This window comes from Polymorphospora rubra (assembly GCF_018324255.1).
Taxonomy (GTDB): domain Bacteria; phylum Actinomycetota; class Actinomycetes; order Mycobacteriales; family Micromonosporaceae; genus Polymorphospora; species Polymorphospora rubra.
Genome location: NZ_AP023359.1, coordinates 6482408 through 6496246, shown reverse-complemented (window position 1 = coordinate 6496246; position 13839 = coordinate 6482408). Strand labels below are relative to the sequence as shown.

Annotated in this window: 15 protein-coding genes; 2 read left to right on the top strand and 13 right to left on the bottom strand. The window is 73.0% G+C overall.

The annotated features are described in order from the left end of the window. Nucleotides 1–263 precede the first annotated feature (263 nt). Nucleotides 264–1364 (bottom strand): PQQ-dependent sugar dehydrogenase, encoded by a 1101-nt coding sequence (locus Prubr_RS29260; RefSeq protein WP_246567796.1) that lies wholly within the window; start codon nt 1362–1364, stop codon nt 264–266. A 339-nt stretch (nt 1365–1703) separates the two neighbouring features. Between Prubr_RS29260 and Prubr_RS29255 the strand changes: the two genes are divergently transcribed. Next, entirely contained in the window at nt 1704–3002 is a 1299-nt protein-coding gene (locus Prubr_RS29255) for a L,D-transpeptidase (protein WP_425517950.1), read from the top strand. A 112-nt stretch (nt 3003–3114) separates the two neighbouring features. On the opposite strand, the gene Prubr_RS29250 is transcribed toward Prubr_RS29255, so the two are convergent. Beyond that, the gene (locus Prubr_RS29250; RefSeq protein WP_212818105.1) at nt 3115–3852 is read right to left on the bottom strand and encodes an alpha/beta fold hydrolase; all 738 of its coding nucleotides are present in this window, start codon (nt 3850–3852) and stop codon (nt 3115–3117) included. 65 nt (nt 3853–3917) lie between these two features. Between Prubr_RS29250 and Prubr_RS29245 the strand changes: the two genes are divergently transcribed. Continuing rightward, on the top strand, nt 3918–4694 hold the full coding sequence (locus tag Prubr_RS29245) for a GNAT family N-acetyltransferase (RefSeq protein ID WP_212818104.1): 777 nt from the start codon (nt 3918–3920) through the stop codon (nt 4692–4694). Here Prubr_RS29245 and Prubr_RS29240 read toward each other — a convergent pair. The 11 genes from Prubr_RS29240 to clsA form a co-directional block, all read right to left on the bottom strand. Further along, on the bottom strand, nt 4675–5862 hold the full coding sequence (locus Prubr_RS29240) for a low temperature requirement protein A (RefSeq protein ID WP_212818103.1): 1188 nt from the start codon (nt 5860–5862) through the stop codon (nt 4675–4677). The two genes, Prubr_RS29245 and Prubr_RS29240, sit on opposite strands and share 20 nt — an antisense overlap. 173 nt (nt 5863–6035) lie before the next feature. Further along, nucleotides 6036–6746, bottom strand: a complete 711-nt coding sequence (locus Prubr_RS29235) for a SanA/YdcF family protein (RefSeq protein ID WP_212818102.1) — start codon at nt 6744–6746, stop codon at nt 6036–6038. 88 nt (nt 6747–6834) lie between these two features. After that, entirely contained in the window at nt 6835–7440 is a 606-nt protein-coding gene (locus tag Prubr_RS29230; protein WP_212818101.1) for a MerR family transcriptional regulator, read from the bottom strand. A 183-nt stretch (nt 7441–7623) separates the two neighbouring features. Beyond that, nucleotides 7624–8088, bottom strand: coding sequence for a bifunctional nuclease family protein (locus tag Prubr_RS29225; RefSeq protein WP_212818100.1), 465 nt, complete (start codon nt 8086–8088; stop codon nt 7624–7626). Nucleotides 8089–8279: 191 nt separating this feature from the next. Continuing rightward, a complete protein-coding gene (gene ftsR, locus Prubr_RS29220) occupies nt 8280–8984 on the bottom strand; it encodes a transcriptional regulator FtsR (protein WP_212818099.1) in 705 nt (234 codons plus the stop codon). A gap of 127 nt (nt 8985–9111) precedes the next feature. Further along, nucleotides 9112–9561 carry an oxoglutarate dehydrogenase inhibitor Odhl gene (gene odhI, locus Prubr_RS29215; RefSeq protein WP_212818098.1) on the bottom strand — a complete coding sequence of 150 codons (450 nt, stop codon included), beginning with the start codon at nt 9559–9561 and terminating at the stop codon, nt 9112–9114. A 211-nt stretch (nt 9562–9772) separates the two neighbouring features. Next, the gene (gcvH, locus tag Prubr_RS29210; RefSeq protein WP_212818097.1) at nt 9773–10150 is read right to left on the bottom strand and encodes a glycine cleavage system protein GcvH; all 378 of its coding nucleotides are present in this window, start codon (nt 10148–10150) and stop codon (nt 9773–9775) included. A 71-nt stretch (nt 10151–10221) separates the two neighbouring features. Beyond that, nucleotides 10222–11550, bottom strand: coding sequence for a DUF881 domain-containing protein (locus tag Prubr_RS38350; RefSeq protein ID WP_212818096.1), 1329 nt, complete (start codon nt 11548–11550; stop codon nt 10222–10224). Between the two features lie 10 nt (nt 11551–11560). After that, nucleotides 11561–11893, bottom strand: coding sequence for a small basic family protein (locus Prubr_RS29200; protein ID WP_212818095.1), 333 nt, complete (start codon nt 11891–11893; stop codon nt 11561–11563). Then, the gene (locus tag Prubr_RS29195) at nt 11893–12867 is read right to left on the bottom strand and encodes a DUF881 domain-containing protein (RefSeq protein WP_212818094.1); all 975 of its coding nucleotides are present in this window, start codon (nt 12865–12867) and stop codon (nt 11893–11895) included. Before Prubr_RS29195 ends, Prubr_RS29200 begins: the two co-directional genes overlap by 1 nt. After that, entirely contained in the window at nt 12864–13460 is a 597-nt protein-coding gene (gene clsA / locus Prubr_RS29190; protein WP_212818093.1) for a cardiolipin synthase ClsA, read from the bottom strand. Before clsA ends, Prubr_RS29195 begins: the two co-directional genes overlap by 4 nt. Between the last annotated feature and the right edge of the window lie 379 nt (nt 13461–13839).

Here is a 13839-nt window from a genome sequence, read left to right as displayed (position 1 = left end):
TCAGCTGCCCAACAGCTCGACACGCCGTGCGGACAACAGCGGAACAGCCAACGATCACCACGCATCACCACGCCCCACCCTCGCCCCTGCGCCCCCGCCGCCCGCCGCCGCCCCGGCCCGGCCCGTTGATCAAGGGGAGGTATCAGACAAACCCTGCCAGGATCTTGGCAACAAGTCCTTGATCAACGGGGCGGGAAGGGCGGAGGGGCGGGAGGGCGGGGAGGGCCGGGGAGGGTGGGGCGGGGAGGGTGGGGCGGGGAGGGTCAGGCGATGGCGGCGCGGCGGACGGTGTCGGTGCCGTTGCCGTTGGAGGTGGTGAACCAGATGGCGTTCGTGCCGGGCACCTTCTCCACCGCGCGGATCCGGCCGTACGTGCCCTGCCAGTACGCCGCCGACGCGACGACGCTGGTGCCGCTGAGTTCGAGCCGCCACAGCCGCTGGCCGCGCAGCGCGCCGAGGTAGATCGCGCCGTCGACGATCGCCAGGCCGCTGCACGAGCACTCGGCGGTGCTGCGCTGCCACTTCGGGCTCTCGTACGCCGGGTTGCCGCAGGTCCCCTCGCAGACCGGCCAGCCGTAGTTGCGGCCGGGCAGGATCAGGTTGATCTCGTCCCAGGTGTTCTGGCCGAACTCGGCCGCCCACAGCCGGCCGGCGGAGTCCCACGAGATGCCCTGCGGGTTGCGGTGGCCGAGGCTGTAGACCCGGCTGCCGGCGGTCGGGTTGCCGGGTGCGGCGGCGCCGGTACGGGTGATCCGCAGGATCTTGCCGTTGAGCGAGGACGGGTTCTGCGCCAGGTTGGTCTGCTGGGCGTCGCCGGTGGTGACGTAGAGGTTGCCGTCGGGGCCGAACTTGAGCCGGCCGCCGTTGTGGGTCGAGGCGCGGACGATGCCGGTGAGGATCGGGGTCGAGCCGGCGGTCAGGCTGCTGCCACCGGTGTAGGCCATCCGCACGACCCGGTTGTCGCTGCTGCTGGTGTGCATGAAGAACACGTCCCGGTCGGTGCCGCCGTTCCAGGTGGGTGACACGGCGCAGCCGAGCAGGCCGCCCTCGCCGCCGGCGAGCACGCCGGGCACGGTGCCGAGCAGGGTCCGTACGCCGGCGGGGGTGAGCCGGTAGACCCGGCCGCTGTTGCGTTCGGTGACCAGCGCCGCCGCGCCGCCGGGCAGCCAGCAGACGTCCCAGGGGATGGTCAGCCCGCTGGTCAGGGTGGTCGGGGTCTGCGGTACGGCCAGGATCGACGCGCCGCCGCCGGGACCGTTGCCGGGGTCGTGGGCGGGTGCGGCGCTCGTCGGGGCGGCCGACGTGAGCACCATGACGGCGGCCAGCAGGGCAGCCGCGTACGACGTGGTTCGGACGATTCTCATGCGCTCTCCTCTGACGGTGGAGATCGGAAACGCAACCGGATCATCTATCGGCATCTATCGATGCATATCGAGGATACGGACGGCTCGACCGGCACGCATCCCGACGATGCCGCTTTTCCGCCGGGGTCACCCGGACGGGGACCGCCGGGCGGAACAGGTCGACGCGAGTGACGGAACCGGCCCCCGGGACGCGGGGGAACGGTGGGCCGGATGGGCCAATGCGGACCATTGGTACCAAAGGGGCATTACGGAGAGTTTGCGGGTCCACGGTGAAGCAGCTCGACCGCGATCAGGCCGTTACAGAATGTGACTCATGATCGAGGGAACGAGGTGGAGAACGTGAGAGTACGGCAACGCACCGCGGGGCCGGTGATCGTCGTCGCCGCCGCCCTGCCACTCATCCTGTCGAGTTGCACGAGCCGGACCGAGTCGAAGTCCGCCCAACAGGCCCCGCCGCCACCACCCACGCTGACCGTCACGCCCGCGGCCGACGCCCGCGACGTACCGCTCAGCGCCGAGGTCGGTCTGGCGGTCGCCGGCGGGAAGGTCACCGGCGTGACGCTCACCGACGGCAAGGGCTCACCGGTCGACGGCGCGATGCGCGGCGACGGCACGTCCTGGATACCGAACCGGCCGCTGGACCCCAAGCAGGCGTACTCGGTGCAGGTCACGGCGGCCAACGACACCGGGCAGACCAGCACCTGGTCGAGCGCCTTCACCACGATGGCGAAGCCGACCAAACTGCAGCAGAGCACGCTCTACTTCCAGAACAACATGACGTACGGCGTCGCGATGCCGGTCACGGTGTCCTTCGACCCCGGTATCCCCAAGGAGTCGCGGGCCGACGTACAGAAGCGGTTGTTCGTCACCACGGACCCGCCGCAGCCGGGCGCCTGGCACTGGGACGAGTCCGGCAAACAGGTCTACTACCGGGCCCCGGACTTCTGGAAGACCGGGACCAGGATCAGCGTACGGTCGGCGCTGACCGGCGTGCCGATGGGCAAGAACGGGTACGGCGACGCCGACCGCACGGCCAGCGCCACGATCGGCGACCACGTCACCATGGAGATCGACAACGCGACCAAGGAGATGTCGGTCTTCAAGGACAACCAACTGGTCAAGAAGATCCCGGTGAGCATGGGCAAGCCGAGCACGCCGACGTCCAGCGGCAAGATGGTGATCATGGAGAAGTTCGAGACGACGGTCTTCGACACCCGCGGCGATCCGAACGGCGGCTACGTCGTCCAGGTCAACGACGCCCAGCGGCTCACCTGGGGCGGCGAGTTCATCCACGCCGCGCCGTGGTCCGTCGGCGACCAGGGCGAACGCAACGTCTCGCACGGCTGCACCAACGTCTCCAACGCCAACGCCGACTGGCTGATGAAGAACTCCAACGTCGGCGACCTGGTCACCATCAAGGGCACCGAGGTCACGCTCGACCCGGGCAACGGCTGGACCGCCTGGAACATGACCTGGGACGAGTACGTCAAGGGCAGCGCCCTGCCGGTGCCGCCGGACCTGCGCCCGGCCGGCGAACAGGCGGCCAACCCCGGCGCCCCGGTGGCCGGCGCACCACCCGCCGGCTCCCCCGCGCCGACCGCCCCGGCGACCCCGGCCCCCGCGGGGGCCGGCGACTGACCGCCCGCGTACGGCGGTCGCGATCGACCGGCGCCGCCCCACCGGCGCCCGGCGACCGGGCCCCGGATGCCTCCCACCACCCGGGTGGGAACGGCATCCGGGGCCCGGCCCGCTACCGGTACGGGGTGAGCAGGTCGAGCACCGCCCTCGGATCCTCCACGTGCGCGTTGTGGCCCAGCCCGGCCAGCCTGGCGGTGGGCACCCCCAGCGCCGCGAGTTCGGCGTCGCTGACCATCGGATCGTGCTCGCCGCGCGCCAGCAGCACCGGCACCCGGCAGCCGGCGAGCAGGCCCGGCATGTCCGGCGCGTCGACGGCGAACGCGGCCGGGTCCATCGCCAGCCGCCATCCGCCGTCCCGCTCCACCAGACCGGCGTCGACGACCGGGTCCGCCTCGTCGACCAGGCCGGCCAGCCCGGAAACCCGCAGGTAGCGGGCGGCGGCCTCGGCACGCGACGGGAACCAGCTGACCGGCCGACCGGCCAGCGCCGCCATCCGCGCCAGTTCGTCCGGCGTCCAGGCGACCTTCACCCCGAGCGTGACGACCGCCTCGACCCCGACCCCGGCGGCGGCCAGCGCCAGGCCGACCACCCCGCCGTACGAGTGACCGAGAACCACGACCCGGTCACCGGGGCCGAGCCCGGCCGCGACCTGCGCCGCCACGGCCGGATACGGGTATCCGGCCAGCGGCGCCGCGCGGCCGTGCCCCGGCAGGTCGGGGGCCAGCCACCGGCCCGGCCACCCGCTCGCCAGCGGCGTACGCCAGCCCTCCCAGACCGCGCCGGTGGCGCCCATCCCGTGCAGCAACAGGAGCACCCGGTCCCCGCCTCGGTCACCTACGTCGTCGACCATGTCGAGCAGTCTGCCACCGCCGGCCGGGACCGCGCGCCCGCCGACCGGCGTGTGATCATGACCGGATGCCGGTACGCAGCGTCCACGACCGCACCGAGTTGGCCGATCTGTTGGCCCGCCACCCCGCCCTGTACGCGTACCAGCTCGGCGACCTCGACGACTTCTTCTGGCCGTACACCACCTGGTACCGGCTGGCGGACGCGGTCGCGCTGGTCTACCACGGCGGCACGGTGCCGACCCTGCTCGCCCTGCACCCCGCCGACGGCACCGACCAACTCGCCGACCTGCTGCGCGAACTGGGCCCGCTGCTGCCGGCGCACTTCGAGGCCCACCTGCCGCCGGGTGCCGAGACCGCGCTCCGGGCCCGGTTCACCGGCCACGACCACGGCCCGCACCTGAAGATGGCGCTGACCGACCCGGCCCTGCTGGCCACGGCCCGGCCGGCCGGCGACGTCCTGACCCGCGCCGACCTGCCCGAGCTGACGAAGCTGTACGCGACCGCGTACCCGGACAACTGGTTCGACCCGCGGATGCTCGACACCGGCCACTACGTCGGGCTGCGCCGCGACGGCGAACTGGTCGCCGTCGCCGGGGTGCACGTGTGGTCGCCGGTCTACCGGGTCGCCGCCCTCGGCAACGTCACCACCCACCCCACCGCCCGCGGCGCCGGCCTGGCCACCGCGGCCGTCGCGGCCCTCTGCCACCGGCTGCGTGCCTCGGTCGACCACGTGACGCTCAACGTACGCGCCGACAACGCCGCCGCCCGCGCCGTCTACGCCCGGCTCGGCTTCACCGTCGTGGCCCGGTACGCCGAACACACGTTCACCGCCCGCCGGACCTGACCCCGCCGCTGCCGGACCGGTCGACGAGCCGGGTGTCCCAGGCCGCGACGCCGGCCAGCACCAGCGTCGCCAGCGCCGACAGCAGCAGCGGCGGCACCAGCAGCCCCAGCGGCGCCAACGCCACCAGGACGGCGACCGCCACCAGCCGGTCGCGGGACGGATGCCCGAACACCGCCTTCTTGAACAGCGCGTGCCCGGTCAGGAACAGCGCCGGCCCGCCCAGCACCGTCGCGACCACCGCGACGTCCGTACGGCCGGTCGGCCCGGCGATGGTGAGCTTGTCACCGACGGCGGTCACGATGATGCCGGCCACGATCGGCAGGTGGCAGTAGGTGTACGCGGACCGGCCCAGCCGGCCCGGCTCGTCGGCGCGGTCGATGACCCCGCCGGCCGCCTCGGCGACCCGGCCGAAGTACACCCACCACAGCGCGACGCTCCCCAGGAACGCCGCCGCGAACGCCGCCACGGTGTACGGGTCGAACCGCAGCCCGGCGAAGGCGGCACCGGTCACCAGGATCGACTCGCCCAGCGCGATGAGAATGAACAGCTGGCACCGCTCGGCGAGGTGCCGGCCGCTGATCCGCCAGTCCGCCGGCGTCGACCGCCCCCGACCCGGGATCCAGAACCCCCACGCGGCCGCGACGTACTCCCCGGCGACCGCGACCGTCCACAGCACCACCCGCCACGGCCCGTCGAGCAGCGCGCCGACGAGCCACAGCACCCCGGTCGTGGCCCGCCACACCAGGATCCGCTGGAAGTTGCGGCGAAGGTCCGGCCGCCCCCGGCTCTCCACCGCGGCGAACGCCGACCGGCCGACCTGCATCGCCACGTACGCCCCGGCGAACCACAGCCCCCGGTCGCCGTACGCCTCGGGCAGCGTCGCCGACATGACCAGCGCGAGCAGCATCACCGCGGTCAGCATCAGCCGTACGCTGGCCCGCCCCGGATCGAACCAGTTGGTCACCCACGCGGTGTCGACCCACGCCCACCACACCACGATCAGCAGCAGCAGGGTACGCAGCGCCCCCGCCGGCGTCAGGTCGGCCAGCAGCAGATCGGTGAGCTGGGTGACCGCGAAGACGTAGACCAGGTCGAAGAACAGTTCCATCGGCGTGACCTGGCGGGCGTCCCCGCGCAGCAGGTCAGCCCGGTCGCCCCCGCCCGTCACCCGTCCCAGTCTCCGCCCCGACGGCCCCCGACGGGCGCGCTTCCACCCCCCGGGGCGTTGATCAAGGAGAAGTTGCGCGACCAATCACCACAGAACAGGCACAGTTTGTCCTTGATCGCGCCGCCCGACCCGCCGTCGATCGCGCCGCCCGACCCGGGCGGCGGGTGCCCGGTTCAGCGCAGAGCGTCGTCGACGCCCGTCTCGCGGGGGCCGAGGAAGACCGGGTCCCGGCGGGTGTTGACGTCCCACACCGCCTTCACCCCGGCGAACCGCTCCCGGAACGAACCCCACCGCCAGGCCCGCTCGAACCGGCTGACCGAGTCGTCACCGACCCCGACCGCGTCCAGTCCGACCTCCCGGCACACCGCGACCGCCCGCTCGATGTGGAAACTCTGCGTCACCACGATCACCTGCTCGACACCGAAGATCCGGTTGGCGCGCAGGCACGAGTCGTACGTGTCGAAGCCGGCGTGGTCGAGCACCACCTTGTCGTCGGGAACGCCGTGGTCGAGCAGCCAGCGGCGCATCGCACCCGGCTCGTCGTACTCGGGCTGACCGTGGTCGCCGGAGACCAGCAGCGCCCGCACGGTGCCCTGCTCGAACAGACGCCGGGCCAGGTCGAGCCGGGCGGCGAGGAACTCCGACGGCTGGCCGTCGGGCCGCACCTGCGCCCCCAGCACCAGGGCGACCGGTGCCGGCGGCACCGACGCCAGGTCGTAGACGTGGCCCCGGGCGGCACGGCTGATCCAGGTCCCGCTGCCGACCAGCGCGGCCGGGACGAGCAGCCCGACGGCCAACACCCCGGCGACCACCAACCGGACCGTCCATCGGCGGCGCCGCGACGGTGAGCGAACGGGGCCGGACCGGAACGAACCGTCGATCATGAACCTATTGTGACGGCCGTCGGCCACCGGCGGGTGCGGGAGGGGTCCGTCCCTCAGCCGGCGCTCAGCATGCGGCCACCGGTACCGCTCAGCCGGCCCGCCGCCGGGCCCGCCTGGCCGCCAACTCGTCGTGCGCGGCCTCGTCGGCCGGGTCGGCCGCCAACTCGTCGCCCGTACGGGCACCGGCCGCCGGCTCGGCCGGCAGGTGCGACAGCGATCCCTGGATCTCCTTGAACGCCCCGCCGATCGCGATGCCGAAGACGCCCTGCCCGCCCTGCAACAGGTCGACGACCTCCTCCGGCGACCGGCACTCGTAGACCGTGGTGCCGTCGGAGATCAGCGTGATGCCGGCCAGGTCCGCGACCCCGCGCGAGCGGAGCGCCTCGATCGCCTTGCGGATGTTCTGCAACGACACACCGGCGTCGAGCAGCCGCTTGACGACCTTCAGGACGACCAGGTCACGAAACGAGTAGAGCCGCTGGGTACCGGAGCCGGACGCGTCACGGACACTCGGCACGACCAGTTGGGTACGCGCCCAGTAGTCCAGCTGCCGGTAGCTGATCCCGACCGCGTGACACGCCGTCACACCGCGGTAGCCGACCGACTCGTCGTCGAACGCGATCTCGCCGCCGGGCACGCCTTCAGTGCCGGGATGATCAGACGGACCGGGCTCAGGTTCTCGGGACTCGTGCATGCGGACACCCTCCCCGCCAGTGCGGTGGCACGTCGTTTCCGGGACGTGCACCCCTCGACAGGCCAACCCTATAGCGCAGACGGAGGGTCGCCGGGCAAGCTTTGCCACGACACGCCGCGTATGGGCGACCACGCCCCGCGTATGGTCCGGTTGGCGTCGCCCGGATCCACCGAACGGTCAGTCTCAGCCCGCGAAATCCTCCGGCCGGACCTGCTCCAGGAACTCCCGGAACCGCTCGACCTCGTCCTCCTGCTCGTCCGGAATGACGATGCCGGCCTCGGTCAGCACCTGGTCGGTGCAGCGGATCGGCGCACCCACCCGCAGCGCCAGCGCGATCGAGTCACTCGGCCGGGCCGACACCCGCAGACCGTCACCGATCAACAGGTCGGCGTAGAAGACGTTGTCCTTCAACTCGGTGATCTCCACCGCCCGCAGCGGCGCCTCCAGCGCCGCCAGGATGTCCCGCAGCAGATCGTGGGTCAACGGCCGGGCCGGCTTGACCCCCTGCTGCTCGTAGGCGATGGCGGTGGCCTCCACCGCACCGATCCAGATCGGCAGGTAGCGGTCGCCGTCAACCTCCCTGAGCAGGACGATCGGCTGGTTGCTGGGTAGTTCCACCCGAACCCCGACCACGCTCAGCTCGCGCACCGCCGCCTCCGTGTCGTTGTCTTCTTCCCCGGCACCGGGCACTTCTCCTGCACGGTACACGGACCTTGCGACGACCGTCTCCCGCGCATCCGCCCGTTTCCCGCCGCCCGCACCGCTTACCCCGCAGAGCCTACGGCACGCCCGTCACGACCCACCTTTGCGCATCGCCCGGCCCCACGCCAGGGCACGACTCACCGCCCCAGCGTGGACCGCAGCCCCGTCCTGACCAACGCCGCGTGCATCTGCTGCGACAGGCCCACCAACTCCCGCGCCGTCTCGGCCGCCCGGGCCCGGGCCGCCGGGTCGTTCTGCCGCGCCAGCGGCGCGAGCAACTGGGCGAACAGGCCGACCTCACGGTCCGCCGACGTCCGGTAGGCCCGCAGATGCCGCGGCTCCAACCCGAAGGCCGCCAGCCCCACCACCGCCTGCACGATCACCAGCGCGTCGGCGTCGTAGAACCCCGGCGACCGCGGCACCACCAGGCCGAGCCGCTCCAGCTCGGTCAGCACCGACTCCTCGATCCCGCCCCGCGACAGCAGGTCGGTCCGGGTCAGCCGGACGTCGACCGGCTCCGCCGCCGGCTCGCCGGCCCGCCCCGGCACCTCGCCGGTGGGACCGACCGCCACCAGCGCCGGACGGGGCCGGCCCGCCGGCTCGGCGTCCTCGAGCTCCCGCTGCGCCAACTGCTCCCGGATCACCCGCAGCGGGAGATACTGGTCACGCTGGGCGGTCAGGACGAACCGCAGACGCGCGACGTCGTCCCAGCTGTACTTGCGGTAGCCGGCCGGGGTCCGCTGCGGTTCCACCAGCCCCTCGGCCTCCAGGAACCGCAGCTTCGAGATCGTCGTGTCGGGAAACTCCACCCGCAACTGCGCCAGGACCTCGCCGATACTCATCAGCGGTTGCGCCCGCGGCGCAGGGTGAGATGCCGCCACCGCACGCTCGTTCACGCCATCACCTCACTCCACGGACCGGTGACCGGCACCCCGCCGGACCACCGGAAAGCACCTTCGCCGCACCGCGTCACCCCCGGCCGGCCTCCTCCGGACGCGGACCGGCGATGAACACCAGACGGAACTTGCCGACCTGCACCTCGTCACCGTTGCTGAGCGTCGCCGCCTCGACCCGCTCCCGGTTGACGTACGTCCCGTTGAGGCTCCCCACGTCCCGGACGGTGAACGTGCCACCGTCACGGTGGAACTCGGCGTGGCGCCGCGACACGGTGACGTCGTCGAGGAAGATGTCACTGTCGGGATGCCGGCCACTGGTCGTCACATCGTGGTCGAGCAGAAACCGGGCACCCGCGTTGGGACCCCGCCGGACGACGAGCAGCGCCATACCCGGAGGCAACGACCCCGACATCCGGCTCGGCACCACGTCGGCGTCCGGCCCCTCGAGCACTTCGTCGAGCGAACCAAGGTTGAGCGTCGACGTGACGTCGAGCGGCGGAAACTCGTCGTCTGGGCGCGTCATGCGGACCACCTCACGGATCTGTCTCGGTCGGCGTCTGGTGCGCCGGTGGCACCCGCTGGGGGTGCCACCGACCCAGCGGACGGCTCTCCCGTGCCCGGGAATGCATTCCGCAACGCGCAACTATCGGTTCTCGGTCGACTGAGCGAGCGTAGCCAGCCCAGAAATACAGGGCAACCAGACGCGCGGAGGGCGTCCGGCTCACCCACACGGCTCAGCTCTCGGTCAGCTCCCGGTAGGCCGCCGCCGTCAGCAACCCCTCGACCGCCGCCGGGTCGTCGAGCGCGATCTCGACCAGCCACCCGTCGCCGTACGGATCCGTGTTGATCGTCTCGGGCGTCTCGACGAGCCGCTCGTTGCGGGCCACCACGCGGCCGGACAACGGTGCGTAGATCTCCGACACACTCTTGGTCGACTCGACCTCGCCGAACGACTCCCCGGCCGTCACCGTCGCGCCCTCGTCGGGCAGCTGGACGAAGACGATGTCGCCGAGCGCCTCCTGCGCGAAGTGGGTGATGCCGATCCGTACGGTGCCGTCCGCACCGGCCACCCACTCGTGCTCGGCGGTGTATCGCAGCTCGTCAGGGATCACGGATCGTCCTTCGTGGTCGAACGGCCAGGTCTGCCGTGCCGGGCGCCCGGCACGGGGTGCGCCCCGGCCACTCAGGTGCCGGGGCGCGCGTACTGCAGGTCGGTCTGCTCCCGCAGGGCGGCCACGTCGACCACCTCGCGTTCCTGGACGGTCACGTTACCGCCGTCGCCGGTGACCGACGCGACCACCCCGCCGGGAATGTTGAGTGCCGTCAGCATCGTCTGCGGGTCGCCGATCACGAGGATCGTGTGCGGACCGGGCAGCCGCCGCCCGTCGACGTCGATCCGTCCGTCGGCGTCCAGGAAGAACGTCGATGCCACGATCCGCACCGACGCCCCGTCGCCGCCGGTGATCTGCATCGCCTCGGCGCCGGCACCCCGCAACTCCTGCACCGCGTCGAGGATCGCCGACGCCTTGACCGGCTTGCTGCCGGCGGAGAACCGGATCGACAGGCCGGCCCCGCGCGCGGGCAGCGTCCCGGCCAGGATGCCGAGGTCGTCGCCGCGTCGGGTGGCCTCCTCGAGCGCGGCCTCCCGGCCGGCGGCGCCGGAGTTCAGCTGCCGCTGGCTCTCCTCCAGGGCTGCGATCTCCTGGCGCAGCCGCTCCTCGCTGTTCTCCAGGTCCGACAGGATGCGGACCAGGTCCTCCTGCCGGGCCGTGGTGAGCCCGGAGTCGGTGGAGTTGTTCTTGAGCTGGACGGCCATCGTGAAGCCCAGCAGCAACAGCAGCACGGCGATCGTCGCGCCGGCCGAACTGATCTTCCGGCGCGGCGCCCCGTCGCCGGCCGATCCGGCGCCGGCCGATCCGGCGCCGTCGGAGGCGTCGGCGCCCGGGCCGCCGCCCGCGGGCGGGTCACCGGCCGGCGCGTCGCCGGATCCGGCCGGCCCGGCCGCATCCGTACCGGCGCCAACGGCCGAGCCGGCGGACTCCCGCGCCCCGGCCGCGGAGCCGACCGGCGGACCGCCGGCGGTCTCGACCGTGCCGCCCGTCGCCGGCTGGTCGGGCGTCCCGGGGCCGGTCGCGGCGCCGGCGGCGCCCGCCGGGGGCGCGGCCCGCAGCGGGACGGTCGGCTCGTCCGCGGTCGCGTCGCCGGGCCCGGCCGGCTCGGCGGCCGAAGGTCGCGTACCAGTCGGCTCGGCGGCCGAAGGCCGCGTACCAGTCGGCTCGGCGGCCGAAGGCCGCGTACCTGGCTGCTCGGCGGATGGCGGCCGCTTGCCCGGCGACTCGGCGGCCGAAGGCGGCTGAGCGGCCACCGGTCGCCTACCTGGCTCGGCGGACGGCGGTCGCGCGTCGGGCGGCGGGGTGGCGGCACCCGCGGGCAATGGCACGGTGGGCTCGTCGGACGGCCCGGACCCGCGCGGAGTCAGCCAGCCGGAACCGGTGTAGGGACGGTCGGTCATCGCTTCGAACCTACGCCCGGAAGAGGTGTCGCCGGATGGCCGCCACGTTGCCGAAGATCCGCACACCGAGGACGACCACGACACCGGTGGACAACTGGCCGCCGACCCCGAGCTGGTCACCCAGGTAGACGATCACGCCGGCGACCAGCACGTTGGAGATGAACGAGATCACGAACTGCTTGTCGTCGAAGATCCCGTCGAGACGGGCCCGGATGCCACCGAACACCGCGTCCAGCGCCGCGACCACCGCGATCGGCAGGTACGGCAGGAGCGCGGCGGGCACCGTCGGGTCGAGTACCAGGCCGAGCAGCACCCCGACGATCAGGGCGAGTACAGCGATCATCAACCGCCTCCGGAGGCGCTGGTGGACGGCCCCGCCCCGGACGGCGACGGGGTGCCGGCGGACTGCCCGCTCCCGGACGGCCCGGGTGAGGCCGACGTCGGACTCACCGACGGAGAGGGTACGGCGTGCCGCAGTTGGGGTTCACCGGCCGCCGGCAGGTCGAGGTCGTCGGCCCGCCGTACCTCGAACGACATGCCGTGGTCGGCGGCGACGGCACGCAGCAGGCGGGCCGCGCCGCTGGCGTTGAAGTCGCGTTCCATGTCGCGGGGGCCGATCGCGGACACCTCGTAGGGGCCGGTGACCGGGCGGAAGTCGACCAGGATGGCGCTGCCGGCCGCGCGGATCGTCGACGTCGCGGTCAGCCGCTGTCCGTTGATCGAGATCGCCTCGGCGCCGGCCCCCCACAGGGCGTTGGCGACGTCCTGGAGGTCCCGGTCGAGGACCCGGCCGAGGTTGGCGCCGCCGGCACCGGTCACCGCGTCGACCGCGGCCGGGCCGTCGGCGACCCGTACGACGACGCCGTCGCCGCGTACCCGGGCCAGGCCGGTGACCGCCTCGAGTTCGCGCAGGCGGGCCGCGTCGCGGTCGTCGAGGGCGGCGGCGCGCTGCCGGGCGACCTCGGCGCGCAGCGACTCGGCGCGCTGCTGGAGCCGGGCGGTGTCCTCCTCGCTCTGCCGGATCTGTCCGACCAGACCGGCGCGGGCCTGGCTGCGGCTCGGCTCCTCGGCCATCGTGTGCCGGTAGGCGACGCTGAGCAGGATTCCGACGGCGAGCATCGTGACGACCATCGCCGACCGCCGGGAGACCCGCCGCCAGCCGGTCACCGGGCCGGATTCGGCGCGGCGGGCGGCCGCGTCGACATATCCGGGATCGAGCGGGGTGCGGAACAGTTGGGTGAGGAAGTCGGGGGCGTAGGTGCGGGGCTGTTCGGCCTTGTCGGGGCCGGCGTCCGGTTCCGGCGCTCGCGTGGTCATCGCGGCCCCTCCGCCCGGGCGGCGCGGACCAGACCGACGGCCTGTACGACGTAGAGCGCGCCGGCGACCCAGTAGAGGACCAGGCCCCACCAGGCCAGCCCCCAGCCGATCGCGTGGGCGGCCGCGGCGGCGGCCGGCACGGCCGCCGCGAGCAGCAGCACCGGGAACGCGGCGAGGAGCAGGAAGGTGGCGGTCTTGCCGACGTAGTGCACCGGCGGCGGGCCGTAGCCGTGGCGGCGCAGCACGAGCAGGCAGCCGCCGAGCAGGACCTCGCGGGCCAGCAGCGCGGCGGCGAACTGCCAGGGCACCACCTCGCGCACGGTGAACGCGACGAGCACGGCCAGGATGTAGAGCCGGTCGGCGAACGGGTCGAGCACCTCGCCGAGCCGGCTGACCTGCCGCAGCCGGCGGGCGACGAAGCCGTCGACCCAGTCGGTGGTGCCGCCGATCGCGAGCACCACGAGCGCGGCCACGTCGGCGCGTGGGACCAGGAACAGGTAGAGGAACAGCGGTACGCCGAGCAGGCGGACGAAGCTGATCAGGTTGGGAACGGTCAGCACGCGGTGGGTGGTGACGGCCGGCGGACGCGGCACCGTGGCTCCTCCCCCGTCCCGCCCGCACGCGGCGGCCGGGAGTACGCACCGAACCCGCCGGCATCGGGCCCCGCCCCCGGAAGACCCTGGACGTGGTGTGACGGCCCGGACGACGGCTGCCTCGGACGGCGGTGGCGGTCGTGCCGTCAGCGCTGCCGTCCATCCTGATCAGTTGCGCAGCCACTATAACCGACCCCCTTCCGGTCGTCGGGGACGCCGCGACGCGGTCGCGCCAGGGTGTGCCGCGTCACTTCGCGCAAGGCATCCTAGGACAATAGGAGATTCCCGATCGAGCGAAGGAATTGACGTGAGTGACAGTCACGTGATGTTCTCGATCGGCTACCCAACGACAGCGGGCGCGCCGTTCAACCGAGGAGGA

Excerpts from the sequence above, each read along its gene's own strand:
- Prubr_RS29235 (WP_212818102.1), bottom strand. The coding sequence starts at position 6,746 with ATGATCGACGGTTCGTTCCGGTCCGGCCCCGTTCGCTCACCGTCGCGG.
- Prubr_RS38350 (WP_212818096.1), bottom strand. The coding sequence starts at position 11,550 with ATGACCGACCGTCCCTACACCGGTTCCGGCTGGCTGACTCCGCGCGGG.
- Prubr_RS29245 (WP_212818104.1), top strand. The coding sequence starts at position 3,918 with ATGCCGGTACGCAGCGTCCACGACCGCACCGAGTTGGCCGATCTGTTG.
- odhI (WP_212818098.1), bottom strand. The coding sequence starts at position 9,561 with ATGACGCGCCCAGACGACGAGTTTCCGCCGCTCGACGTCACGTCGACG.
- Prubr_RS29195 (WP_212818094.1), bottom strand. The coding sequence starts at position 12,867 with ATGACCACGCGAGCGCCGGAACCGGACGCCGGCCCCGACAAGGCCGAA.
- Prubr_RS29200 (WP_212818095.1), bottom strand. The coding sequence starts at position 11,893 with ATGATCGCTGTACTCGCCCTGATCGTCGGGGTGCTGCTCGGCCTGGTA.
- Prubr_RS29260 (WP_246567796.1), bottom strand. The coding sequence starts at position 1,364 with ATGAGAATCGTCCGAACCACGTCGTACGCGGCTGCCCTGCTGGCCGCC.
- Prubr_RS29230 (WP_212818101.1), bottom strand. The coding sequence starts at position 7,440 with ATGCACGAGTCCCGAGAACCTGAGCCCGGTCCGTCTGATCATCCCGGC.
- ftsR (WP_212818099.1), bottom strand. The coding sequence starts at position 8,984 with ATGAGTATCGGCGAGGTCCTGGCGCAGTTGCGGGTGGAGTTTCCCGAC.
- Prubr_RS29250 (WP_212818105.1), bottom strand. The coding sequence starts at position 3,852 with ATGGTCGACGACGTAGGTGACCGAGGCGGGGACCGGGTGCTCCTGTTG.